The following is a 24271-nucleotide window of genomic DNA, read 5'->3' on the forward strand; positions in this document are numbered from 1 at the left end:
TGATTATCCATTGAGGAACTATTATGCGTGCTTTACCGATCTGTCTTTTAGCACTCATGCTGAGCGGCTGTTCTATGCTAAGCAGATCTCCCGTTGAACCTGTTCAAAGCACGGCAACCCCGCCAAAAACCGAGCCTGCGAAACCGAAAGTGGTTCGCCCTGCGCCGGTTCGCATTATCACGAAAGCAGACGAACTCGTCGGTAAACCGTTCCGTGAACTGGGCGAAGTGAGCGGCGAATCCTGTCAGGCGACCAATCAGGACTCACCACCGAATATTCCGACAGCGCGTAAACGCATGCAGATTAATGCCGCAAAAATGAAAGCCAACGCGGTTCTGCTGCACAGCTGCGAAGTCACCAGCGGCACGCCGGGCTGCTATCGTCAGGCGGTTTGCATCGGTTCTGCGCTGAACATCACGGCGAAATGAGTGCATTTCAGTTCGAGCAGATAGGCGTTATCCACTCTCCTTATAAAGAGAAGTTCGCCGTCCCCCGCCAGCCCGGTCTTGTGACCAGCGGAAGCGGTGAGCTTCACCTGATTGCGCCTTACAATCAGGCCGATGCGGTACGCGGGCTCGAGGCTTTCAGCCATTTATGGGTGGTGTTCGTGTTTCACCAGACGATGGAAGGCGGCTGGCGTCCTACCGTGCGCCCTCCTCGTCTTGGCGGAAATGCGAGAATGGGCGTGTTTGCGACTCGCTCGACCTTCCGCCCAAACCCGGTTGGCATGTCGCTGGTTGAACTGAAAGGCATACGCTGCCAGAAAGATCGGGTGATACTGGAGTTAGGTAGCCTGGACCTGGTAGACGGCACGCCGGTAATCGACATCAAACCCTATTTGCCCTTCGCCGAAGCCCTCCCGGACGCCCGTGCAAGTTATGCTCAGGACGCACCGCAGGCGGACATGCCTGTTTATTTTACGCCAGAGATAACCGCGCAGCTCGGTCAGCTGGAGAAACGCTATCCTCGCTTACAGGATTTCATCACTGAAGTTCTGGCACAGGACCCTCGTCCGGCCTACCGTAAAGAAGAGGAAGAAGGAAAAACGTACGCCGTCTGGCTGTTCGATTTCAACGTTCGCTGGCGCGTCACCGGGGCAGGTTTTGAAGTGTTTGCCCTTGAACCCAGGTAATTTTGTTCTCCTCTCTTTTGGCATCTTTGCCACACTGGTAAACTAAACCACTTTTTTTGTGTCAGGCTGGTGTTTCAGCCTGTTCCAATCGTCGAAATGGAACCGTAACAACATGCGTACTAGCCAATATCTGCTCTCCACTCTGAAGGAGACGCCTGCCGACGCCGAAGTGATCAGCCATCAGCTGATGCTGCGCGCCGGGATGATCCGCAAGCTGGCCTCCGGGTTATACACCTGGCTGCCGACCGGCGTGCGCGTCCTGAAAAAAGTCGAAAACATCGTGCGTGAAGAGATGAACAACGCAGGTGCTATCGAGGTGTCCATGCCTGTGGTTCAGCCCGCTGACCTGTGGCAGGAGAGCGGCCGTTGGGAACAATATGGTCCTGAACTGCTGCGCTTTGTCGATCGCGGCGAGCGTCCTTTCGTTCTCGGCCCAACGCATGAAGAAGTCATTACCGACCTGATTCGTAATGAGCTGAGCTCTTACAAACAGCTGCCGCTGAACTTCTTCCAGATCCAGACCAAGTTCCGTGACGAAGTTCGCCCACGTTTCGGCGTTATGCGCTCTCGCGAATTCCTGATGAAAGATGCCTACTCTTTCCATACCTCTCAGGAATCACTGCAAGAGACTTACGACGCAATGTACGCGGCTTACAGCAAAATCTTCTCCCGCATGGGTCTGGATTTCCGTGCTGTGCAGGCTGATACCGGCTCCATCGGCGGTAGCGCATCCCATGAGTTCCAGGTACTGGCACAGAGCGGTGAAGACGATGTGATCTTCTCTGACTCTTCAGACTACGCGGCGAATATCGAATTTGCAGAAGCGCTGGCACCAAAAGAGCCGCGCGGCGCGGCAACGCAAGAGATGACGCTGGTTGATACGCCAAACGCGAAAACCATTGCCGAGCTGGTTGAGCAGTTCAGTCTGCCTGTCGAAAAAACCGTAAAAACGCTGCTGGTGAAATCCACCGAAGGTAGCGCTTACCCGCTGGTTGCCCTGCTGGTGCGTGGCGATCATGAGCTGAACGAAGTGAAAGCCGAGAAGCTGCCGCAGGTAGCCAGCCCGCTGACCTTCGCAACGGAAGCGGAAATCCGCGCCGTGGTGAATGCGGGTCCAGGTTCACTGGGTCCAGTCAACCTGCCGGTGCCGGTTGTTATTGACCGCACGGTTGCTGCAATGAGCGACTTCTCTGCAGGTGCGAACATCGACGGTAAACATTACTTCGGCATCAACTGGGATCGCGACGTGGCGACGCCGGAAGTGGCTGACATCCGTAACGTGGTTGCAGGCGATCCAAGCCCGGACGGTCAGGGTACCCTGATGATTAAGCGCGGCATCGAAGTCGGTCACATCTTCCAGCTGGGCGATAAATACTCTCGCGCGCTGAACGCCGCTGTTCAGGGTGAAGATGGCCGTAACCAGATCCTGACCATGGGTTGCTACGGTATTGGGGTGACGCGCGTGGTAGCTGCGGCAATTGAGCAGAACTACGACGAACGCGGCATCGTCTGGCCGGACAATATTGCGCCGTTCCAGGTAGCCATTCTGCCAATGAACATGCACAAGTCTTACCGCGTGCAGGAGCTGGCCGAGAAGCTGTATGCCGAGCTGCGCGCACAGGGTATCGAAGTGCTGATGGATGACCGTAAAGAGCGTCCGGGCGTAATGTTCGCCGATATGGAACTGATCGGTATCCCGCACACCGTCGTCATCGGCGACCGTAACCTCGACAGCGATGAGATTGAATACAAATACCGTCGCAGCGGCGAAAAACAGATGATCAAGACCGGCGACATTCTTGATTACCTGGTGAAAGCCATCAAAGGCTAAACAAAAAACCCCGCTCAGGCGGGGTTTTTTAATGACTCAGCGTCAGCTTATTTACTGTTACAGTCTTTACCCGCAACAAACTTCGCGTCTTTATCTGCCACCAGCGTTTTCACCATCTCCCCGCTATCCGGGTTTGGCTCCAGCGTAAAGTGACCGTCAACCGTCAGCAATACCGGCTTGCTGTCATTGCCGCGTGCCACAGCGTAATCACGTTCAAGCTGCGCATTGTTTGCCACGCTGACCTTCCTGCCGGTTGCGCAGTCGGTAAAGATCGCCGCATCCGCCATATAGAAGTACATCCCCCGCATTGCCATCGGCGTGGCAGGCAGAGCCGCTTTTACCGGCGCAAGCGTGTAGTTGAACTGGGATTCAATCGGGTTGCCTTCGCGGTCAAGCATCTCCATCCCCTCACCTTTGGCGCGGAAAAAGGTTTTCTCACCGGTGGTATCCGTCAGAACCAGCTTCTCCGCCGTACGCGCCCATGTTCCATAAGTTGCAAAAGAAGAAGGCTCTTTAGCGCCCTGATAGCGCTGATTCATCACCCAGGTGCCGTCTTTTTGCAGGAACAGAGACGTTTCAATGCCTTCGCAGTCCGCGCAAGGCAATACGCCGCGCCAGCTTTGCTGCATTGGTTTTAATTCTTCCGTTTGCGTGGGTTGTAAAACCTGCGTTTCGGAGCGGTTGTTACACCCAAAAAGCGCAAACAGCGTACTCGCTGCCAGCGCTGACCATAATACTTTTTTCACAATGAATTCCTTATGAAAAGTGTGTTCCCTTTCGTCACTCTGTCGGGCGACGAACTTTACCGCGTAGTGCTTTCACTGTGGATTTTTGGGCCTTCGAGGACAACCGACGCTCTTTCGATGCGCGAGTCGGCCGCGTTGCCCGGCGGCTTTTTTGTACTGCCGTTAGCTCTTTGATGACCGCCACCAGCCTGGCCAGCGCCGCTTCCCGGTTGAGCTCTTGGCTGCGGTACTCCTGGGCTTTGATCACAATCACGCCATCGCTGGTGATCAGGTGATGACTGGCGGCAAGCAGGCTTTCTTTATAATACTCTGGCAGGCTTGAGGCCCGAATGTCAAAACGCAAATGGATAGCCGTCGACGCCTTGTTGACGTGCTGCCCGCCAGCCCCCTGCGCACGGATGGCGGTGATCTCCAGCTCGCCGTCAGGGATGCTGACGTTTCGGGACAAGACGATCATGACGCGGGTTGCCACGCCGTTAAATGAATTTCCAGATTATTCTGAGAATCAGAGAGCCAGATGGCGCCATCCTGAATCGTCGCCTGCAAAACCATGGTCCGGCTGGCAAATTCGCTCAACTGCGCCAGCTGCTCATCATCCAGATACCAGACCGTGAGATTTTTAAACTGTCCGCACTTGCTCTTGTTTTGCTGCCACCAGATCTCCGCAGCGCGCTGATTATACGCGAATAAGGCCACTTCAGCGGACTGGGTGCAGGCCTTCTTAATTCTGCGCTCGTCCGGCAGGCCGAGTTCGATCCACAAATCGATACCCAGATGATCGTTGCGCAGCCAGGCTTCAGGCTCGTCTTCTGCGCTTAACCCACGGGAAAACTGCAGGCGCTCGTCGGCATACTTAATCCACGCCAGCAAGCGCAGCATCATGCGCTCCTGGGTTTCGGAGGGGTGGCGTGCCAGCGTAAGCGACGCGTCGAGGAACTGGTTGCGATCCAGATCGGCCACATTGACCACTGCTTTATAAATTGTCGCTTTCAGCGCCATGAGAGAACTCCATTCGAATCAGGCGCACATTGTAGCGAAAACCGCGGCAAAAGGCTGTTACAGGGTGTTAAATACACCGCAATCAAGGCTCTGATATTGCTTAAATGAGTATGGTATAGTCACCTTGCTAAACCGAGTTTATCTTCGTAGGCTTAATGATATCTCACAGTAAGTCAGTGCGCTGGCGGGAGGGGATGTGAATAATTATTGTGAGTTAATTCGCAAACGGTATGCGGAAATCGCCAGCGGAGATCTGGGGTATGTCCCGGACGCGTTGGGCTGTGTATTGAAAGTGCTTAATGAAGTGGCCTCTGATGAGAGCCTTTCAGAGTCGGTCAGGGAAAAAGCAGCGTATGCTGCGGCGAATTTACTGGTGAGCGATTATGTCGATGAATGATACTTATCAACCCATCAATTGTGATGACTATGACAACCTCGAACTCGCCTGCCAGCATCATTTATTACTGACGCTGGAGCTAAAAGATGGCGAAGTGTTGAAGGCGAAAGCCAGCGATCTGGTTTCACGAAAGAATGTGGAATACCTGATAGTGGAAGACGCCGGTGCGACGCGTGAGCTGCGTCTGGACAAAATAGCCAGCTTCAGCCACCCGCAAATCGGCACCGTCGTGGTGAGCGAATCCTGATGACATTAACGGGCAGCCTGGCTGCCCGTTACGCTTTCTGCCACTCAAAACGGACACCCTCTTCTGACCACCCCTCTTCCGTGATGAAAACCCCTGCCGCAGCGATAAGCGTTTCACCGTAGAACAGTAGCGGCGTGGTGTCGCGCAGCCAGGGCGGCACGTTACACTCCTGCCATATTTTCTTCAGCTTCCGTCCCCCGTTGCGCCCGACGATATGCAGCATGCCGCCAGCCTTAAAGCGCACGGTAACCGGTTCACCGGGCTTCGGCAGCCGCACATGACCAGACGGCAGGAGAGAAACGCGTCCTGCCTCGCAGGGCAATGGCAGCGGTGCGTCAGGAGAAAGCCAGTCGAGCACCACATCGGTCAGCGAGGGCGTGGATTTTATCCACCAGATTTCCCCCTTATAGCGTCTCACCTCAAAACCGTTCAGATGGACGCACGGGGAAGCATCATCCCGCGCCATTGCGACTTCGTCCCAGATACGGCTCAGCATTGTCCGCGACGGCATCGCGGCGCGATGAAAGGCCAGCCAGCGTCGTAGCAGTGCGGCGCGACGTACCGGGCTCATCGCTTTCATCGGTGCGATCGCCAACGCCCCGTCGGCAGAAATGAGTCCAGCCAGCTCGTCGCTCAACAGCTCATCCAGCAACGACTCCTGTTCGGCGCACAGCATGGCGCTTCTTGCCGTCGCGTCGGCGAAATGCGGCCAGCGCTCGCCTAAAAGCGGGAGGACGCGCAGGCGCAGGAAGTTACGGTCATAGCCGTCATCCTGGTTACTCTCATCTTCGATCCAGTTCAGCTGATGTTCTCGCGCCCAGTTTTCCAGTGAGGCACGCGTCTCGCCAAGCAGCGGACGCAGTAACGTTGTGCCGGCAAATTCAGAACGCGCCGGCATGGCAGAAAGCCCCGCCGGCCCGCTACCCCGCTTAAGGGCCAGCAGAAAGGTTTCACACTGATCGTCCAGATGCTGGGCCGTGACCAGCGCTTCTCCAGGACGTAATGCCCCGGCAAATGCAGCATAGCGGGCTTTACGCGCCTGCGCCTCGATGCCCAGCCCTTCCTCCGCAAGCGTGACGCGCTCAACGATGAGCGGGATCGCCCAGGCCGCACACAAGGCTTCGCAGTGCGCCACCCACGCCTCTGCGTGAGGACTTAATCCGTGGTGAACATGCATCGCCCGAAGCTGGACGTCAGGTTCCCGATCGCGCCAGCGCTTAAGGCGATGCAGCAACACGGTAGAATCCAGGCCACCGCTAAACCCCACCAGCAGCTGGCGGTACGGTGAAACGGCTTGTGCGATAGCGGGTAAGGTCATAGGAGATTACACATAAAAAATGCCCGAACTGAGCGGGCATTATCACACAGGACAATCATTACTGCTGATAAAGCTCCAGCGGCAGGCCGTCCGGATCGTTGAAAAAGGTAAAACGCTTGTCGGTGAACGGATCGACGCGTATCGCTTCGCACGTCACGCCGTGCGCTTCCAGATGTTTGACGGCGCTATCCAGGTCATCGACGCTGAAGGCAAGATGACGCAGGCCACAGGCTTCCGGGCGGGACGGACGCGCAGGCGGAAAAGGAAAAGAGAACAGCTCAATCACATATTGCCCGTTTAACGCCAGGTCGCCCTTCCAGGAGTCACGCTCCTCGCGGTAGGCCTCGCTCATGAGCGTAAAGCCGAGGATGTCGCAGTAGAAGGCCTTACTTTTCGCGTAGTCGGTCGCAATGATCGCAATATGATGAACCTGTTTTAAACCCAGCATAGCTTCTCCTTTTTATGATGCCTGAACGTTACAACCGAAAACCCGCACCTGGCAAGCGGTCACCCTTATTTTAGGACTCGCACCCAGTAAACGCCGTTCTCGTCGCGCTTCGCGCCGTGGATATCCGTCTCAAAACCGGGATAGTGGCGTCCTACCGAACAGAGCATCAGCAGGAAATCGAGCACGGCCCGACTCTCTTCGGTAATCATCTCTCCCGGCATCAGGAGCGGAACGCCCGGCGGGTAAGGCAGGATCATGTTAGCCGATACGCGCCCGACCAGGTTTTCCAGCTCGACGGTTTCGACCTCCCCTTTCACCTGGCGCTGCCATGCCTTGTGCGGGGTAAACTTCATCTCCGGTAAGACATCGAACGCCTGAAGCATCAGACGCGGCAGATCGTGCTGACGGATCAGCCTGTGGATCCCCTGGGCCAGATCCTTAATGCGCATATTTCGATAGAAGTCAGGATCTTCCGCGTAAAGATCCGGCAGCATATTCTTCACCCGCAGGTTGAGATCGTAGGCGCGCTTAAACTCCATCAGGCCGCGCAACAGCCCCATCGCGCGGGTTTTGTCGATCCCGATGCTGAACAGGAACAGCAGGTTATAGGGACCGGTTTTCTCCACCACCACGCCACGTTCATCAAGGAATTTCGCGACCAGCGCGGCCGGAATACCTTCATCGCTCATCTTGCCCTGCTCATCCATGCCCGGCGTCAGGATCGTCACTTTTACCGGGTCGAGGAACATATGGTCGCTATCGGCATCCCGGAAGCCATGCCAGTCTTCTCCGGGCGAGACGGGCCAGCATTCTGCTTCATCAATCTCTTCCGGCTGCCAGATATCAAAGAACCAGCCGTCGGCTTCATCTTTCAGCCGCTGCACCTCTTTGCGGAAATGCAGCGCGCGTTCTACCGAACGGTTGATGAGTCGTTTGCCCGGATTGCCGCGCAGCATCGCTGCGGCCGTTTCTATGGAGGCTACCAGCGGATAGCTCGGTGAGGTGGTGGTATGCATCATAAAGGCTTCGTTGAACGTGTCTTCGTCGTACTCGCCTTTGATGTGAATAAGCGAAGCCTGAGAAAACGCCGCGAGCATTTTATGGGTCGACTGCGTTTCGAAGAACACTTTCCCCGGCACGCGTTCACCGCTCATGCCGCTTTTGCCGGCGTAAATCGGATGGAAATTGGTGTACGGCACCCATGCGGAATCGAAGTGGATCGACGGCACATCCAGCGTCTGTTTGATCCAGTTCGTGTTGTACAGCAGACCGTCGTAGGTGGAGTTGGTGATCACCGCATGGACAGGCCAGCTTGCGCCAGGAATTGCCGCAACCTTACGTTCAATGGCGTCATGGGTGAACTCCCGGCGCGGAATACCCCCAAGAATACCGAGCGCGTTACGCGTGGGCGACAGCCAGAGCGGTACGACGTCGCTCATCATCAGCAGGTGTGCCAGCGATTTATGGCAGTTACGGTCAATCAGCAAGGTGCTGCCAGCAGGCGCAGCGTACATCCCGACGATTTTGTTCGAGGTCGAAGTGCCGTTGGTCACCATATAGCTCTGCTCGGCGCCAAAGGTACGGGCGATATACTCTTCGGCTTCAAGATGCGGGCCGGTGTGATCCAGCAGAGAGCCTAGTTCGGTGACTGAAATCGACACGTCCGCTTTCAGCGTGTTGCCACCGAAGAAATCATAGAACAGGCAGCCCGCCGGGCTTTTTTGATAGGCCGTTCCCGCCATATGACCTGGCGTACAGAAGGTATATTTGCCCTCCTTCACGTAGGTGAAGAGCGCGCGAGTAAACGGTGGAGTGATGTTATCGAGATATTCACCGGTATATTGCTGAATTCGGGTCGCAATATCTTCAGCCACGCCGAGCGAATATTCAAAGAACCACAGCGCCATACGCATATCATTGGCGCTGACGTCCATGGTTGAGTGAGTATTAATAAACGCGTACAGCGGGAGGTATTCGTTCAGCTTGTTGATATCGCTGCACAGTTCGAGATCGTATTCGTCCCAGTCGAAGATCACGCCGCAGATACGCGGGTTATGCTCGATGAACTTCAGCAGGTCGGCACTGTTGTGCGGCCAGATTAGCTGATACCCGCGCGACTGCAGGGCTTGCTCCAGCTCCTTAATTGGCTCATCTTTATAAAAGACGCCGTGCGGCCCCATAATGGCAATGATATTCATGGGCTTCCTCCCTAAAAAACATTAGCTAAGCATAGTCCGGCTAAACCGCAGGTATAAAAAAAGCCGCAACATTGTGCGGCTTTTCAGATAATTGTGAAGCTTACGCGTAACCGTAGGTCATCAGACGCTGGTAACGACGGTTGAGCAGATCTTCTTTGCTCAGCACATCCAGATCTGCAAGGTCAGCCAGCAGCTGCGCTTTCAGAGAAGCCGCCATTACTTCCGGCTTACGATGCGCACCACCCAGCGGTTCCGGGATGATAGAGTCGATCAGCTTAAGCTCTTTCAGGCGTGGCGCAATGATGCCCATGGCTTCTGCAGCCAGCGGCGCTTTGTCGGCGCTTTTCCACAGAATGGATGCGCAGCCTTCCGGAGAGATAACGGAATAGGTGCTGTACTGCAGCATATTCACTTTATCGCCCACGCCAATCGCCAGCGCACCGCCGGAACCACCCTCACCGATAACGGTACAGATGACCGGCACCTTCAGACGAGACATCTCGCGCAGGTTGCGCGCGATGGCTTCAGACTGACCGCGCTCTTCCGCGCCCACGCCAGGGTATGCACCCGGGGTGTCGATGAAGGTGATGATTGGCATGTTGAAACGCTCAGCCATCTCCATCAGGCGCAGGGCTTTGCGGTAGCCTTCTGGTGCAGGCATACCGAAGTTACGACGGATTTTCTCTTTGGTTTCACGACCTTTCTGATGACCAATGATCATCACCGGGCGTCCGTCCAGACGCGCGATACCGCCAACGATAGCTTTATCGTCAGCGTATGCGCGATCGCCTGCCAGTTCGTCAAATTCGTCAAACGCCAGGCGGACATAATCCAGGGTGTACGGACGCTGTGGATGGCGAGCCAGCTGGGCCACCTGCCATGCGCCGAGATCGGCAAAGATTTTGCGCGTCAGCTCTACGCTTTTCTCGCGCAGACGATGCACTTCTTCGTCGATGTTAATATCCAGTTTTTCATCCTGACGGCTTACCGCTGTCAGAGAATCGATTTTCGCTTCCAGCTCAGCAATCGGCTGTTCGAAATCAAGGAAATTCAGACTCATAGTATTCCTGTATTAGTCAAACTCCAGTTCCACCTGCTCCGAACCAATGAGGCCACGGAGATCGTTCAGTAAACGATCGCTCGGAGAGACACGCCACGTTGCACCAAAGCGCAACCGCGCGCGTGCATCCGCCCTCTGATAGTAGAGATGTACTGGAATTGTCCCCGAGCGGTGGGGTTCCAGAGACTGACGGAGTCGGTTTAAAAGCTGGTCATCAATTTGCCTGTCCGTCAGCGAGATAGCAAGCCCGCGAGCATATTTTTCCCGGGCTTCGTCAATGTCCATCACTTCGCGGGCGGTCATTTTAAGCCCCCCACTGAAGTCATCAAAGCTGACCTGTCCGCTGACGATAAGTATGCGGTCTTTTTCCAGCAATTGCTGGTATTTATCCAGCGCGTCGGTGAACAACATCACCTCCAGACGCCCGGAACGGTCATCCAGCGTACAGATGCCGATACGATTGCCGCGCTTGGTGACCATAACCCTTGCGGCAATCACGAGCCCCGCAGCCGTGGTGATTTTACCACGTTCTGTCGGATGCATGTCTTTAAGCCTGTGGCCGCCGACATAGCGCTCAATTTCTTTGATGTACTGGTTGATCGGGTGCCCCGTCAGGTACAAGCCTAACGTCTCACGCTCCCCATCCAGTACCACCTGTTCTGGCCACGGCTGGCAGTTGGAATAAGATTGCTCGATCTGCTCTGGCTCTTCCGCCAGCACCCCGAACATATCCGCCTGACCAATGGCTTCCGCTTTTGCATGCTGATCCGCCGCTTTCAGCGCGTCGCCCAGCGAGTTCATCAGCGCGGCGCGGTGCGGCCCCAGTCTGTCAAACGCGCCGGACATGATCAGTTTTTCCAGCACGCGACGGTTCAGTTTTTTGGTGTCGGTACGGGCGCAAAGATCGAACAGCTCGCGGAAATACCCGCCGTTGTTACGCGCTTCGATGATCGCCTCGATCGGACCTTCGCCCACGCCTTTGATCGCGCCGATCCCGTAAACGATCTCTCCGTCGTCGTTGACGTGGAAGTGGTAAAGCCCTGAGTTAATATCCGGCGGCAGGATCTTAAGGCCCATGCGCCAGCACTCGTCCACCAGGCCAACCACCTTCTCGGTGTTGTCCATATCGGCCGTCATTACCGCCGCCATAAATTCAGCAGGATAGTGCGCTTTCAGCCACAGCGTTTGATACGACACCAAAGCATAGGCGGCGGAGTGAGATTTGTTAAATCCGTACCCGGCGAATTTCTCCACCAGGTCGAAGATTTTCATCGCCAGCTCGCCGTCAACGCCGTTTTTCTTCGCCCCGTCTTCAAAGATGGAACGCTGCTTGGCCATCTCTTCCGGCTTTTTCTTACCCATCGCACGACGCAGCATGTCCGCGCCGCCGAGCGTATAGCCGGAAAGCACCTGAGCAATCTGCATGACCTGTTCCTGATACAGGATAATGCCGTAGGTTGGTTCCAGTACCGGCTTCAGGCTTTCATGCTGCCACTGAACGTCCGGGTAAGAAATCTCTTCGCGACCGTGCTTACGGTCGATAAAGTTATCTACCATCCCTGACTGCAGTGGGCCCGGACGGAACAGGGCGACCAGTGCGATCATATCTTCGAAGCAGTCGGGCTGCAGACGTTTAATCAGGTCTTTCATGCCGCGGGATTCAAGCTGGAAGACGGCAGTCGTCTCCGAGCGCTGCAGCATGTCGAAACTTTTCTTGTCATCCAGCGGGATGGCGGCAATGTCTATCGGCTCAAGGCCCTGCTTTTCCCGGCGCGGGTTGATCATCTTCAGCGCCCAGTCGATGATCGTCAGCGTACGCAGGCCGAGGAAGTCAAACTTCACCAGCCCGGCGTATTCCACATCGTTCTTATCAAACTGAGTAACCGGATGCTCACCCGCTTCATCACAGTAGAGCGGCGCGAAGTCGGTAATTTTGGTCGGGGCGATAACCACGCCCCCCGCATGCTTGCCGGCGTTACGCGTGACGCCTTCCAGCTTGCGCGCCATGTCGATCAGCGCTTTGACTTCTTCGTCGGCTTCGTAGATTTCCGGTAGCTGAGGTTCGGCTTCAAACGCTTTTGCCAGCGTCATGCCCGGATCGGGCGGCACCAGCTTAGAAATACGATCGACAAACCCGTACGGGTGGCCCAGCACGCGACCAACGTCGCGGATAACCGCCTTCGCCGCCATCGTACCGAACGTAATAATCTGCGATACCGCATCACGGCCGTACATATCGGCGACGTGCTCGATCACCTGGTCACGTTTCTCCATGCAGAAGTCGACGTCAAAGTCGGGCATGGAAACACGTTCCGGGTTAAGGAAACGTTCGAACAGCAGGTCGAATTCCAGCGGATCGAGGTCGGTAATTTTAAGCGCATAGGCCACAAGCGAGCCTGCACCGGAGCCACGTCCCGGTCCGACCGGTACGCCGTTATCCTTCGACCACTGGATAAACTCCATTACGATCAGGAAGTAGCCCGGGAAGCCCATCTGGTTGATTACCTGGAGTTCAATATCCAGGCGCTCATCGTACGGCGGCCGCTTCTCTTTGCGAACGGCCTCATCCGGGAACAGGAATTCCAGACGCTCTTCCAGACCTTCTTTTGATTTCACGACCAGGAAATCTTCCGTGGTCATATCACCCGTCGGGAACTGCGGCAGGAAGTATTCGCCGAGGCGAACGGTAACGTTACAGCGCTTGGCGATCTCTACGCTGTTTTCCAGCGCTTCAGGGATATCGGAGAAGAGTTCACACATCTCCTCCTCGCTGCGCATGTACTGCTGAGCGGAGTAATTACGCGGTCGTTTCGGATCGTCGAGCGTGAAGCCATCGTGGATCGCCACGCGAATTTCGTGAGCGTCAAAATCTCCCGGCTCGAGGAACCGCACATCGTTTGTCGCGACGACCGGCAGCCCGCGTTCTTCCGCAAGTGCGACCGCCGCATGCAGATAGTTTTCTTCGTCCTGGCGACCGGTGCGGATCAGCTCCAGATAATAACGATCCGGGAAATACTCTTCATAGAACGAGACGCATTGATCCACCAGCGCGCTATTGCCGCGCAGCAGGCATTTACCGACATCGCCCATACGGCCACCGGAGATCAGCAGCAGCCCTTCGTTGAGTTCAGCCAGCCAGTCGCGGTCGATCCACGGGCCCAGCGCACCGTATCCGCGCTGGTAGGCTTTTGAGATAAGCAGAGTGAGGTTTTGATAGCCCGTGTTGTTCATCGCCAGCACGGAGATTTGCGTCATTTCATCGCCGATGAGATCGCTCTGCACATGAAAATCCGCCCCGACGATGGGCTTTATTCCCGCGCCGTGCGCCGTTCCGTAGAACTTCACCAGGCCACACAGGTTGGTAAAATCGGTGATCGCCAGCGCGGGCATGCCAAGGGAGGCCGCCTTTTTTACCAGCGGCCCGGTCTTCGCCAGCCCATCGATCATGGAGTAGTCGCTATGCACCCGCAGGTGTACGAAACGTGGTTCAGCCATCTTCAGATTCCGCGTTACTTAATTGCTTGCGTATTGATTCAGGACACCCGTCCCAGCGCGCGCTTAACCGGGCCAAAACTGCGCCGGTGGTGTTCGGTTGCGCCATGTTCAGCCAGCCTTTCCAGATGGAAAGGTGTAGGATACCCCTTATGCTGGGCGAAACCATACTGAGGGTAAGTGAGATCCAGCGCGGCCATTTCGGCGTCGCGCGTCACTTTGGCAATAATAGAAGCTGCGCTAATTTCTGCGACCCGGCTATCGCCTTTGACGACCGCCATTGAAGGCATGGGCAATGCCGGACAGCGGTTGCCGTCAATCAGGACATATTCCGGGGAAATTTTCAGGCCTGCTACCGCACGCTGCATCGCCAGCATCGTGGCATGCAAAATATTCAGCTCGTCTATTTCATGCGGTTCAGCGCGCCCCAGGCTCCAGGCCAGCGCCTTCTCCTGAATCTCACTAAACAGCGCCAGACGGCGCTTTTCAGACAATTTTTTAGAGTCGTTCAGCCCGATAATCGGGCGAGCCGGATCGAGGATCACCGCGGCAGTCACCACGGCCCCGACCAACGGGCCACGACCCACTTCGTCCACGCCCGCCACAAGGCGAGTGTGAGGATAAACAAATTCCATCATTTTGCTAGCTCCAGCACCGCATCAGCCGCTTGCTCATCAGCATTACAGCGGATCAGTTGATGCAGTTCGCGGAAGGTATCGTGCATCTGGTGGCTGGTCTTGCCGTTGGCGAGCAGCGGCAGTAGCGCATCGGCGAGCGCCTGCGGCTGGCACTCGTCCTGCAGCAGCTCTTTCACCAGCTCGCGCCCGGCAAGCAGGTTTGGCAGGGAGACATAATCCGTTTTCACCAGACGTTTTGCCAGCCAGAAGGTGAACGGCTTCATGCGATAACCGACCACCATAGGGCATTTCGCCAGCATACATTCCAGCGCCGCCGTACCGGAGGCCAGCAGCGCGGCATCGCTCGCATACATCGCTTCCCGCCCTTTCCCGTCCAGAAGACGGACGTGAAGATCCGGGGCGACTTCCGCTTTGATGCGCTCAAACTGCTCGCGGCGTTTGGCATTTACCAGCGGAACAACCACTTCAAGATCCGGATAGGTCTGGCGAAGAATTTGCGCTGTTTTGAGAAAATCGGCGCTCAACATCTCAACTTCTGCGCCACGGCTGCCTGGCAGCAGTGCCAGACAGTGCACATCATGCGGGATGCCCAACGCGTCGCGCGCCGCGTTTTTATCCGGTTCCAATGGCATCGCATCCGCCATGGTATGACCGATAAAACGGCACGGAACATTAAATCTGTCGTAAAACGCTTTTTCGAAAGGCAGGAAAGCCAGCACCAGGTTGGTGGACCGTCCGATTTTGAAAACGCGTTTCTGTCGCCACGCCCAGACGGACGGACTGACGTAGTGAATCGTTTTGATACCCTGCTTTTTCAGATTCCCTTCGAGGGTAATGTTGAAATCAGGCGCATCGATACCGACAAACACATCGGGTTTGAGTTCGGTAAAGCGGCGGGTGAGATCGGCACGGATGTGCAGCAAACGGCGTAGCCGTCCCAGCACCTCAACGATGCCCATCACGGCGAGCTCTTCCATTTCATACCAGGCTTCACAGCCTTCGGCCTGCATCAGCGGGCCAGCAACGCCGACAAAGCGAGCATTGGGTACACGCGCCTTAAGCGCGCGGATGAGACCGGCACCAAGAATATCGCCGGAGGTTTCTCCGGCGACCAGGGCTATCGTAAGCGGACGACTGTCGACCATTAACGAATCAGACCCCTTGTTGAACGGTCAAAGAATTCCATGAACGCGTTCACTTCCGGGTGCTTATTCGCCAGCTCGGCAATTTCCGGCTTCGCCTCTTCCAGCGTTTTACCGCTACGGTACAGCAGTTTGTACGCGTTGCGGATGGCAGTAATCGCTTCGCGACTAAAACCACGACGCTTGAGGCCTTCGATGTTCACGCCAAACGGCGTGGCATGGTTGCCCTGCGCAATCACATACGGTGGAACGTCCTGCGCCACACCGGAGCAACCGCCTACCATCACGTGCGCACCAATGATGCAGAACTGATGGACTGCGGTCATGCCGCCAATAATTGCGAAGTCATCAACCGATACGTGTCCTGCCAGCGTTGCGTTGTTGGCAAGAATACAGCGGTCACCCACGGTACAGTCGTGCGCGATATGCGCATTAACCATAAACAGGTTATCGCTGCCCACCTTCGTCAACCCACCACCCTGTACTGTTCCACGATGAATGGTGACGCTTTCGCGAATACGGTTACGATCGCCAATTTCCAGACGGGTCGACTCACCAGCATATTTCAGATCCTGGTTAACTTCGCCGATGGAGGCGAACTGATAGATCTCGTTATTGCAGCCAATGGTCGTGTGACCATTCACCACAACGTGAGATTTCAGTACTGTACCCTCACCAATTTCGACATGGGGTCCAACAATACAAAACGGGCCAACGTGGACGTTAGCGCCAATGATGGCACCGGTTTCCACAATAGCGGTAGGATGAATAAAGGCGGATTTATCAATCACGTATCAGGACTCCCGGCTACGAGCACACATCATGGTCGCTTCGCAAACAACTTTGCCGTCAACCAGCGCTACGCCTTTGAAGCGAGTCAGGCCACGACGCGTTTTTTCAAAAGTGACTTCCATGATCATCTGATCACCAGGCACGACAGGGCGCTTAAAGCGCGCTTCATCGATACCCGCGAAGTAATACAGCTCACCTGGCTCCAGTTTGCCGACGCTTTTAAACGCCAGAATACCGGTAGCCTGAGCCATCGCTTCCAGAATCAACACACCCGGGAAGATAGGCTTACCAGGGAAGTGCCCCTGGAAAAACGGCTCGTTCACGGAAACATTTTTCACTGCGCGCAGAAAACGACCTTCTTCAAAATCCAGCACACGGTCTACCAGCAGAAACGGGTAGCGGTGCGGCAGAAGTTCTAAAATCTCTTCAATATGCAGAGTATGAGTGTCAGTAGTCAAAATACTCTTCCTGTCAAAATGTACTGATAACAATAATAACACGGCCTGCCGGTTTATTAGAAAGCCGACAGGCCGGGAAAAATAGCGTTCAACGGATGACGCTTAATCTTGTTGATCGATCTTACGCTCAAGAGACTTGAGGCGCTTGCTCATATCATCAATATTCATCACCAGAGCTGCTGTTTTACGCCATACCTTGTTGGGTTGTAGCGGAATACCTGAGGAATAGACGCCAGGTTCAGTGATAGGACGCATTACCATGCCCATTCCCGTCACAGTGACCTTGTCGCATATTTCCATATGGCCATTAATCACGCTCGCGCCGCCAATCATGCAATAACGGCCAATTTTCAGGCTGCCTGCCATGATGACGCCACCCGCAACCGCGGTATTGTCGCCAATCACAACGTTATGTGCAATCTGGCACTGGTTATCGATGATAACACCATTGCCAATGATCGTGTCGTCAAGCGCGCCACGGTCAATGGTGGTACAGGCGCCGATCTCTACGCGATCGCCAATAATAACGCGACCAAGCTGCGGGATCTTAACCCAGTTACCGCGATCGTTAGCGTAACCAAAGCCGTCAGAACCAATCACGGTGCTGGACTGGACAAGACAATTTTCGCCAATTTCAACATCATGATAAACGGACACATTGGCCCATAAACGGGTCCCGGCGCCGATTTTCGTATTTTTCCCAACGAAGCAGCCCGGGCCAATGACGACGTTATCGCCCAGCACTACGCCGGATTCGATAACCGCATTTGCGCCAACGGCGACGTTGCTACCAAGCCTGGCCGTCGCGTCAATCGCTGCACTGGCAGCAATGTCCTGGGCCGGCTGCGGCGTAGTATCAAGAATTTGAGCCATGCGTGCATACGTCAGGTAGGGGTTTTTCACTACCAGCGCGCTTACAGTGGCAAATGGAAGATCGTCCTGCGTCAGAACAACAGCTGACGCCTGGCATTGAGCCAGTTGCTCACGGTACTTAGGGCTTACCATGAAGGTAATCGTGCCAGCTTTAGCAGATTGCATGGACGCAACAGCGGTGATGACGATATCGCCATCACCGTGTAATTCTGCATCCAACTGCTGAGCTAAATCAGCCAGTCGAATTGAAGGCATTACTTATTTAACCTGTTTCAGAACATCAGCGGTGATGTCTTTAACATCGCTGCCGTTGAAAGCTACAGCGTTCGCATCAACAACCAGATCGATGTTCTGATCGGCAGCCACTGATTTAACAGCGGTCTGAATGCGAGTCACCAGCTTGCCGCGTTCTTCGTTAGAACGACGCTGACGATCCTGCTCGAAAGCCTGCGCTTTCTGAGAGAACGCCTGGCGCTGAGCCATTACGTCTTTTTCCAGCTTGCTGCGGTCGCTTGCTTTCATGGTAGAACCATCACGCTGCAGACGCTGCATTTTGGACTGAAGATCGTTTTCCATACCCTGCAGTTCGCTTGCACGGCCTTTGAATTCGTTTTCCAGAGTCGCAGAAACACCCGTTTTCTGTGCAACCTGCTGGAACAAATTACCCATGTTGACGATTGCAATTTTGTCTGCTGCCTGAGCAGAAGTTGCCATCGCTAAACCGAGACCTGCAGCTAATAACCACTTTTTCACAATTAACTCCTTACCATCCCATTGGCACCAGAAGGTACCGTTCTTTGCGTGGCAAGGCGACCGTGTTACCGATCGCCAGTTGTCAGCGCTACACTGCCAACGCATTCCTTTGCAGCGGATTATTACCAGGTTTTACCAATGTTAAACTGGAATTGCTCCGACTTATCTCCATCATATTTCTTAAACGGCTGGGCGTAGGAGAAGACCAACGGCCCCAGCGGTGACATCCATTGTAATGCGATACCGGCAGACATGCGAATATTGCTCGGATCGCTGTAGTCAGGAATGCCTTCTGCGCGCATCTGGGCAGTATTCTGCCAGTTGGTATCCCATACGGTACCGGCATCCCAGAAGAAGGACGTACGGACCGAGTTCGCGTATTTATCACTGATAAACGGCGTTGGTGTGATGAACTCCAGGCTGGCAACGGCCATGGCGTTACCGCCCACCGCGTCATTGGAGCTACAGACTTCGGACGAGGAAGACTTATTACAGTTATCTTTGTCGTTTCCGCCGTAGTAAACCGCTTTAGGACCAATGTTGTTGGACTGGAAACCACGAACGGTGCTGGAGCCACCCGCATAGAAGTTTTCATAGAATGGCAGTTCTTTGCCACCCAGACCATCACCATAGCCCCAACGGGTACGACCCAGAACCACCCACTTGTGATCGTCATCGATCGGGAAGTAGGATGCGGTATCCAGCGTGACCTTATAGAACTCGTTATCGGAACCCGGCACGGTAACTTTACCGTTCAGGTTGACGCGAGAACCTTCCGTTGGGAAGTAACCACGGTCGAGACGGTTATAGGTCCAGCCGTAGTTAAAGGTGAAGTCATCCGCCGCGAAGCCATTGTCATTACCATTTTTACTGGTTGACTGGCCGATAGAGTCCAGATAACGCCACATCGCCACCTGCGGTTGCATGTTGGACAGGTCGTTATGCACGTAACCCAAGCCTGCACGCAGGGTGTTGTATTCGTTAACCGGGAAGCCAAGCGTACCGTCTACACCGTAACTTTTGTTGGTGTATGAAGACAGGTCCGCGTCATCTGCTTTAAAGTCGTTATAGAAGATACGACCGCCCAGGCTCACACCGTCTACGGTGAAGTATGGGTTAGTCACAGAGAACTCAGAGTAGGTCTGGTAATCGTTTTTGGTGCCGTTAATACCGACAGAGTAACCCGTACCCAGCCAGTTATCCTGCTGCACGCCGACCTGGAAGCTGACGCCACTTTCAGTACCGTAGCCCACACCGAAGTTGAAGCTACCGGTGTTGCGCTCTTTCACTTTATATACGACATCAACCTGATCCGGGCTGCCCGGTACGCGCTGGGTATCGGTATCCACCGTTTCAAAATAGCCCAGACGGTTCAGACGCTCTTTACCCTGATCAACAAGGTCGCTTCCCAACCATGCGCCTTCCATCTGACGCATTTCGCGACGCAGAACGGAATCTTTGGAAGTGTCGTTACCGACGAAGCGGATCTTACGCACGTAGAAACGGTTGCCCGCATCAACATTCACGTGCAGCTTAACGGTTTTATCCGCGTCATTGATTTCCGGCTGAGTCTGTACGCGCGGATAGGCATAACCATAGCGGCCGAGCAGCTTCTTAATGCTGTCTTCCATTTTGGTTACTTTGGAACCGCTGTACAGGTCGCCCGGCTGAATTTTGGTCAGCGATTCGATTTCAGCAGAATGCCCCGCAAGGTTACCACTCACTTCAACACCAGAAAGCTTGTACTGCTCGCCTTCAGTGATGTTAACCGTAATGTAGATGCCTTTCTTGTCCGGAGTCAGACTGACCTGAGTCGAGTCGATGTTGAAACGTGCATAGCCACGATCGAGATAGTAGCTGCGCAGGGTTTCAAGGTCGCCCGCCAGTTTCTGTTTCTGGTATTTGCGATCGCCTACCACGTTCCACCATGGCACTTCATCGCGCAGCTGGAAGGTGGAGATCAGTTCGTCGGTGCTGAACGCGTGGTTGCCGACAATGTTGATCTGCTGGATCTTCGCAGAAACACCTTCCTGGAAGACCAGCTTCAGGTCAACACGGTTGCGCGGCAGCGGAGTGACAACCGCTTTCACGCTGGCACTGTATTTACCGACGCTGTAGTAGAAGTCTTCCAGACCTTTTTCAATGTCTGAAAGGGTTGTGCGGTCCAGGGATTCACCCACACGAACACCGGATGCTTCAAGGTTCTGCTTGAGCATGTCATCTTTCACCGACTTGTTACCGGAGAAAGTGATACTGGCGATCGTCGGACGTTCTTTTACCTGTACCAGCAGCGTATCACCATCGCGCAGGACGCGGACGTCCTCAAAGTTGCCGGTGGCAAACAGAGCACGGATGGTGTTACTGATATCATCATCATTAACCGTATCGCCGGGGCGTACAGGCATACTGAGGAGGGCCGCACCAACGGCGACACGCTGGAGGCCTTCGAAATGAATGTCTTTCACTACGAACCCGTCAGCACCGTATACGGTGGCGCTGCTAAACAGCAGCGACGCTATGAGCAACTTTTTCATCGCCATCGTTATTATGCGTTCTTCCTAACACTCTCTTACAACCGAGAGAAATCATTGAAAAGTGCAAGCCCCATTAACAGCACCAGCAAAATCGAGCCAATGCGATAACTAAAGTCTTGAACTCGCTCGGATACCGGTCCGCCTTTTAGCTTTTCAATCGCTAAAAACAGCAGATGACCCCCGTCTAAAACGGGAAGCGGGAACAGGTTGATTATCCCAAGGTTCACGCTAATGAGCGCGAGGAACATGAGATAGTAAATCACCCCGAATTCCGCTGACATCCCAGCCCCCTGAGCAATCGAAATTGGCCCACTGAGGTTGTTCAGTTTTACGTCACCGGTTATCAATTTCCCCAACATGTTGACCGTCAGCTTCATCAGTTGCCATGTTTTATCCGTGGCTTCAAGGATGGCGCTGAACGGCCCATACTGGCGTATTGTCTTGTACTCATCTGGCAGCGGGATCACTTTTGGCACAACGCCTGCAAACCCTTCTGCCTTTTTGCCGACCGACTTCGTATCCGGGATCAGCGTCAGCGAAAGCGGACTGCCTTGCCTTTCAACTTCCAGCGCGAGAGACGTTCCCGGATTATCGCGCACCAGAGTAACAAAGGTCATCCACTCTGTTAATGGTTGACCATCGACTTTAACGATCCTGTCGCCCGCTTGCAAACCCGCTTTGCTCGCCGCCGAATTTGCCTGAACTTCGGCTAATACCGGCTCAATCTGCGCACCGCGTGGACGAATGCCCAGCGCAGCGACGGGATCTTCTTTGTCTGGCTCGAAACGCCAGTGACGTAAATCGAGTACTTTGTCCTGACGCGTATCTGAACCAAACGGCGATACGCTGATGGTGGTCTGCGGATCGCCAATTTTAGCTACCAGCTGCAGTCGCACGGCATCCCAATCAGGGGTTTCGATGCCATCAATCGCTTTAAGTTCCATCCCGGATGTAATTTGCGCACTCGCCGCGATGGAGTTAGGGGCAATTTCACCCACCACCGGACGCACGCCAGGGACGCCAATGATAAACACCAGCCAGTAAGCGAAAATCGCAAAGATGAAGTTGGCTACCGGTCCGGCAGCAATGATGGCGGCGCGTTGTCCAACGGTTTTATTGTTGAATGCGCTGTGTCGCAGCTCAGGAGCGACAGGCTCGACGCGTTCGTCGAGCATTTTGACGTAGCCGCCCAGCGGGATAAGGGCGATGACAAATTCCGTGCCGTGGCGGTCGGTGCGCGTCCAGAGTGATTTACCAAAACCGATGGAAAATCGCTCTACGCGCACGCCACAGCGGCGAGCAACCCAGAAATGGCCAAATTCATGCACGGTAATCAGTACACCCAGTGCAACAATGAACGCCGCCAGATTCCAGAGAATGCTCAGCATAAAACCTTCCGTTAAATCGTCCCGAATACCAGTAAAAGCAAACACGCAAACACTGGAACAGCCGCTGTCAGGCTATCAATGCGATCCAGTATACCGCCATGCCCTGGAATCAGGTGTCCGCTGTCCTTAATCCCTGCTTCACGCTTAAACATACTTTCGGTTAAATCACCGAGCACGGAGGCAAGCGCAGCAAAAATCGAGCACACCAGCAGTATTGACGGTGCCACTTCAAGATTTGCCCAGACGCCGTAGCCCCAGGAGATGATCGCTGCCGTAAACAGGCCGCCGATGAATCCTTGCCAGGTTTTGCCCGGAGAAACCTTCGGTGCCAGCTTATGTTTGCCAAACAGTTTACCAAACATATAGGCCCCGGAGTCAGCCCCCCAGACCAGAATCATCACATAAAGCAGCCAGATCGCACCGCTGTAGTGGTTTTCGTCGTAGTGCCAGGCTCGCAGCGCAACCATACCCCAGAAAAAAGGAATAATTGTGAGCAAGCCAAAAATCAGTCGCAGCACTTTTGAATTACGCCATAATGCCGCTGAACCCGGATAAAAAAGAACCAGCAACAGCGCGGCAACCCACCAGGCCAACGATATCCACAAGGAACCGGCAACCAGGGGCTGATGAATATCATGGTGATATTCAGGCAACGTAAACAGCATTATGGCCAGGATAAAACCACAAAGTACCGCAAGCCATACTCGCTGAGTGCGCGAGGTAAAGCCGCTAAACTGTCCCCATTCCCACGCGGCGAGCATGCACACCACCAGCGTGACAATAGCGAATCCCACCGGGGGCAGTAAAAACAGCGCCGCAATGACAATGGGTATTAATACAAAAGCGGAAATCAGGCGATACTTCAGCAAAAGCTACCCCCATCAGGCTTTGTCGCCACCAGGCTCGGTGCCGCCGAAACGACGCTCTCGATTGGCAAAGGCATGCAGCGCACCTTCAAAGTCTTGTTCATCAAAATCGGGCCAAAGAACATCCGTAAAGTAAAGTTCGGCATAGGCAATTTGCCATATCAAAAAGTTACTTATGCGATGTTCCCCCCCTGTCCTAATTACCAAATCCACTGGCGCCTGTTCATTCATGCAGATTTGCTTGCTCAGCGCCTCTTCATCAATTTGGTCGGGTCTCAACAGCCCTTCCTGAACCTGTTCGGCCAGATGCCGAACGCCCTGGATAATATCCCAGCGTCCGCCGTAATTCGCCGCAATATTCAGCGTAAGACCGGTATTATTTTCCGTCAGCGCTTCTGCTTTACGAATCCGTTCCTGCAAACGTGAGTTGAAACGACTGGTATCGCCAATGATACGCAGGCGGACGTTGTGGCGGTGCAGGCTTTTTACTTCGCTGTCTAGCGCCCACACAAACAATTCCATCAACGCAGTCACTTCCTGCAGAGGTCGATTCCAGTTTTCACTGCTAAAAGCATAGAGCGTTAACGCATCAATGCCGTTGTTGGCGGCAAAAGAAACGGCGCGGCGAACGGATTTCGCCCCCGCTTTATGCCCAAAGGCTCGTATCTTCCCTTGTCTTTTCGCCCAGCGGCCATTGCCATCCATAATGATTGCTACATGACGGCAGCCATGAGCTGGCAAATTTTCGCTTATTGGTTGATTCGCAGACAACATAACGCGTTTTTTGTCCCTGAAAAGGATTTAACGGTACTCAGGAATACTGAAGCCTATACATAAAAAAGCCGTGTCAAACCACGGCTCACCTGACCACATTAAGTCAAATACCTGCGATTAGGTGGCGCAGACTATATCACTGAAGCCCAACGCTAACAAATAGCACGACGACTAGTGCTTGCTTT

Annotated in this window: 23 protein-coding genes; 5 read left to right on the plus strand and 18 right to left on the minus strand. The window is 54.5% G+C overall.

Features of this window, described 5'->3' with window-relative positions:
• Positions 1-23 precede the first annotated feature (23 nt).
• The 3 genes from rcsF to proS all read left to right on the plus strand — a co-directional run bounded on the left by rcsF (position 24) and on the right by proS (position 2963).
• Positions 24-428 carry an Rcs stress response system protein RcsF gene (gene rcsF, locus ACJ69_RS13085; RefSeq protein WP_008501883.1) on the plus strand — a complete coding sequence of 135 codons (405 nt, stop codon included), beginning with the start codon at positions 24-26 and terminating at the stop codon, positions 426-428.
• The gene (gene tsaA, locus ACJ69_RS13090; protein WP_029741187.1) at positions 425-1132 is read left to right on the plus strand and encodes a tRNA (N6-threonylcarbamoyladenosine(37)-N6)-methyltransferase TrmO; all 708 of its coding nucleotides are present in this window, start codon (positions 425-427) and stop codon (positions 1130-1132) included. The genes rcsF and tsaA overlap by 4 nt, the downstream gene beginning before the upstream one ends.
• A 112-nt stretch (positions 1133-1244) precedes the next feature.
• Positions 1245-2963 (plus strand): proline--tRNA ligase, encoded by a 1719-nt coding sequence (gene proS, locus ACJ69_RS13095; RefSeq protein WP_023310473.1) that lies wholly within the window; start codon positions 1245-1247, stop codon positions 2961-2963.
• Between the two features lie 47 nt (positions 2964-3010).
• Here proS and nlpE read toward each other — a convergent pair whose 3' ends face one another.
• Genes nlpE through ACJ69_RS13110 form a run of 3 tightly spaced genes read right to left on the minus strand, consistent with a single transcriptional unit; the run spans position 3011 to position 4708 of the window.
• Complete coding sequence (gene nlpE, locus ACJ69_RS13100) at positions 3011-3709, minus strand: envelope stress response activation lipoprotein NlpE (RefSeq protein ID WP_032660574.1); 699 nt, start codon at positions 3707-3709, stop codon at positions 3011-3013.
• 34 nt (positions 3710-3743) lie between these two features.
• Complete coding sequence (gene arfB, locus ACJ69_RS13105) at positions 3744-4166, minus strand: alternative ribosome rescue aminoacyl-tRNA hydrolase ArfB (RefSeq protein ID WP_059347157.1); 423 nt, start codon at positions 4164-4166, stop codon at positions 3744-3746.
• Positions 4163-4708, minus strand: a complete 546-nt coding sequence (locus ACJ69_RS13110; RefSeq protein ID WP_033144678.1) for a YaeQ family protein — start codon at positions 4706-4708, stop codon at positions 4163-4165. The genes arfB and ACJ69_RS13110 overlap by 4 nt, the downstream gene beginning before the upstream one ends.
• Before the next feature lie 196 nt (positions 4709-4904).
• Here ACJ69_RS13110 and ACJ69_RS13115 point away from each other — a divergent pair, with 196 nt between their 5' ends.
• Together ACJ69_RS13115 and rof are read left to right on the plus strand one after the other, a co-directional pair.
• The gene (locus ACJ69_RS13115) at positions 4905-5105 is read left to right on the plus strand and encodes a YaeP family protein (protein WP_008501889.1); all 201 of its coding nucleotides are present in this window, start codon (positions 4905-4907) and stop codon (positions 5103-5105) included.
• Positions 5092-5352: a Rho-binding antiterminator gene (gene rof / locus ACJ69_RS13120; protein WP_008501890.1), complete on the plus strand. Its 261-nt coding sequence runs from the start codon at positions 5092-5094 to the stop codon at positions 5350-5352. Before ACJ69_RS13115 ends, rof begins: the two co-directional genes overlap by 14 nt.
• Before the next feature lie 28 nt (positions 5353-5380).
• On the opposite strand, the gene tilS is transcribed toward rof, so the two are convergent.
• The 15 genes from tilS to ispU all read right to left on the minus strand — a co-directional run bounded on the left by tilS (position 5381) and on the right by ispU (position 24086).
• The gene (gene tilS, locus ACJ69_RS13125; protein WP_059347158.1) at positions 5381-6670 is read right to left on the minus strand and encodes a tRNA lysidine(34) synthetase TilS; all 1290 of its coding nucleotides are present in this window, start codon (positions 6668-6670) and stop codon (positions 5381-5383) included.
• A 58-nt stretch (positions 6671-6728) separates the two neighbouring features.
• Positions 6729-7118, minus strand: coding sequence for a VOC family protein (locus ACJ69_RS13130; protein WP_029741193.1), 390 nt, complete (start codon positions 7116-7118; stop codon positions 6729-6731).
• A 65-nt stretch (positions 7119-7183) separates the two neighbouring features.
• Entirely contained in the window at positions 7184-9316 is a 2133-nt protein-coding gene (locus ACJ69_RS13135) for a lysine decarboxylase LdcC (protein WP_059347159.1), read from the minus strand.
• Between the two features lie 100 nt (positions 9317-9416).
• A complete protein-coding gene (accA, locus tag ACJ69_RS13140) occupies positions 9417-10376 on the minus strand; it encodes an acetyl-CoA carboxylase carboxyl transferase subunit alpha (protein ID WP_008501895.1) in 960 nt (319 codons plus the stop codon).
• Positions 10377-10388: 12 nt separating this feature from the next.
• Positions 10389-13871, minus strand: a complete 3483-nt coding sequence (dnaE, locus tag ACJ69_RS13145; RefSeq protein WP_023334580.1) for a DNA polymerase III subunit alpha — start codon at positions 13869-13871, stop codon at positions 10389-10391.
• Positions 13872-13909: 38 nt separating this feature from the next.
• On the minus strand, positions 13910-14506 hold the full coding sequence (rnhB, locus tag ACJ69_RS13150) for a ribonuclease HII (protein WP_024907528.1): 597 nt from the start codon (positions 14504-14506) through the stop codon (positions 13910-13912).
• Positions 14503-15651 carry a lipid-A-disaccharide synthase gene (gene lpxB, locus ACJ69_RS13155; protein ID WP_029741197.1) on the minus strand — a complete coding sequence of 383 codons (1149 nt, stop codon included), beginning with the start codon at positions 15649-15651 and terminating at the stop codon, positions 14503-14505. The genes rnhB and lpxB overlap by 4 nt, the downstream gene beginning before the upstream one ends.
• Positions 15651-16439: an acyl-ACP--UDP-N-acetylglucosamine O-acyltransferase gene (gene lpxA / locus ACJ69_RS13160; protein WP_029741198.1), complete on the minus strand. Its 789-nt coding sequence runs from the start codon at positions 16437-16439 to the stop codon at positions 15651-15653. Before lpxA ends, lpxB begins: the two co-directional genes overlap by 1 nt.
• A 3-nt stretch (positions 16440-16442) precedes the next feature.
• Positions 16443-16898 (minus strand): 3-hydroxyacyl-ACP dehydratase FabZ, encoded by a 456-nt coding sequence (gene fabZ, locus ACJ69_RS13165; RefSeq protein ID WP_010426706.1) that lies wholly within the window; start codon positions 16896-16898, stop codon positions 16443-16445.
• Between the two features lie 102 nt (positions 16899-17000).
• Entirely contained in the window at positions 17001-18026 is a 1026-nt protein-coding gene (gene lpxD / locus ACJ69_RS13170) for a UDP-3-O-(3-hydroxymyristoyl)glucosamine N-acyltransferase (protein WP_029741199.1), read from the minus strand.
• 3 nt (positions 18027-18029) lie between these two features.
• Entirely contained in the window at positions 18030-18524 is a 495-nt protein-coding gene (gene skp / locus ACJ69_RS13175) for a molecular chaperone Skp (protein ID WP_029741200.1), read from the minus strand.
• Positions 18525-18646: 122 nt separating this feature from the next.
• On the minus strand, positions 18647-21064 hold the full coding sequence (gene bamA / locus ACJ69_RS13180) for an outer membrane protein assembly factor BamA (RefSeq protein WP_029741201.1): 2418 nt from the start codon (positions 21062-21064) through the stop codon (positions 18647-18649).
• A 29-nt stretch (positions 21065-21093) separates the two neighbouring features.
• Positions 21094-22446: a sigma E protease regulator RseP gene (rseP, locus tag ACJ69_RS13185; protein ID WP_023310458.1), complete on the minus strand. Its 1353-nt coding sequence runs from the start codon at positions 22444-22446 to the stop codon at positions 21094-21096.
• Positions 22447-22457: 11 nt separating this feature from the next.
• Positions 22458-23315: a phosphatidate cytidylyltransferase gene (gene cdsA, locus ACJ69_RS13190; protein ID WP_023310457.1), complete on the minus strand. Its 858-nt coding sequence runs from the start codon at positions 23313-23315 to the stop codon at positions 22458-22460.
• 12 nt (positions 23316-23327) lie between these two features.
• Complete coding sequence (gene ispU, locus ACJ69_RS13195) at positions 23328-24086, minus strand: (2E,6E)-farnesyl-diphosphate-specific ditrans,polycis-undecaprenyl-diphosphate synthase (protein WP_024907522.1); 759 nt, start codon at positions 24084-24086, stop codon at positions 23328-23330.
• Positions 24087-24271 lie beyond the last annotated feature (185 nt).

Origin of the sequence: Enterobacter asburiae, assembly GCF_001521715.1 — a bacterium.
GTDB classification, from domain to species: Bacteria; Pseudomonadota; Gammaproteobacteria; order Enterobacterales; family Enterobacteriaceae; genus Enterobacter; species Enterobacter asburiae.

Bases quoted from the DNA above. Each gene is read 5' to 3' on its own strand.
- rcsF (WP_008501883.1), top strand. From the start codon at position 24: ATGCGTGCTTTACCGATCTGTCTTTTAGCACTCATGCTGAGCGGCTGT.
- tsaA (WP_029741187.1), top strand. From the start codon at position 425: ATGAGTGCATTTCAGTTCGAGCAGATAGGCGTTATCCACTCTCCTTAT.
- proS (WP_023310473.1), top strand. From the start codon at position 1,245: ATGCGTACTAGCCAATATCTGCTCTCCACTCTGAAGGAGACGCCTGCC.
- arfB (WP_059347157.1), bottom strand. From the start codon at position 4,166: ATGATCGTCTTGTCCCGAAACGTCAGCATCCCTGACGGCGAGCTGGAG.
- ACJ69_RS13110 (WP_033144678.1), bottom strand. From the start codon at position 4,708: ATGGCGCTGAAAGCGACAATTTATAAAGCAGTGGTCAATGTGGCCGAT.
- rof (WP_008501890.1), top strand. From the start codon at position 5,092: ATGTCGATGAATGATACTTATCAACCCATCAATTGTGATGACTATGAC.
- tilS (WP_059347158.1), bottom strand. From the start codon at position 6,670: ATGACCTTACCCGCTATCGCACAAGCCGTTTCACCGTACCGCCAGCTG.
- ACJ69_RS13130 (WP_029741193.1), bottom strand. From the start codon at position 7,118: ATGCTGGGTTTAAAACAGGTTCATCATATTGCGATCATTGCGACCGAC.
- ACJ69_RS13135 (WP_059347159.1), bottom strand. From the start codon at position 9,316: ATGAATATCATTGCCATTATGGGGCCGCACGGCGTCTTTTATAAAGAT.
- accA (WP_008501895.1), bottom strand. From the start codon at position 10,376: ATGAGTCTGAATTTCCTTGATTTCGAACAGCCGATTGCTGAGCTGGAA.
- dnaE (WP_023334580.1), bottom strand. From the start codon at position 13,871: ATGGCTGAACCACGTTTCGTACACCTGCGGGTGCATAGCGACTACTCC.
- rnhB (WP_024907528.1), bottom strand. From the start codon at position 14,506: ATGATGGAATTTGTTTATCCTCACACTCGCCTTGTGGCGGGCGTGGAC.
- lpxB (WP_029741197.1), bottom strand. From the start codon at position 15,651: ATGGTCGACAGTCGTCCGCTTACGATAGCCCTGGTCGCCGGAGAAACC.
- lpxD (WP_029741199.1), bottom strand. From the start codon at position 18,026: ATGCCTTCAATTCGACTGGCTGATTTAGCTCAGCAGTTGGATGCAGAA.
- bamA (WP_029741201.1), bottom strand. From the start codon at position 21,064: ATGGCGATGAAAAAGTTGCTCATAGCGTCGCTGCTGTTTAGCAGCGCC.
- rseP (WP_023310458.1), bottom strand. From the start codon at position 22,446: ATGCTGAGCATTCTCTGGAATCTGGCGGCGTTCATTGTTGCACTGGGT.
- ispU (WP_024907522.1), bottom strand. From the start codon at position 24,086: ATGTTGTCTGCGAATCAACCAATAAGCGAAAATTTGCCAGCTCATGGC.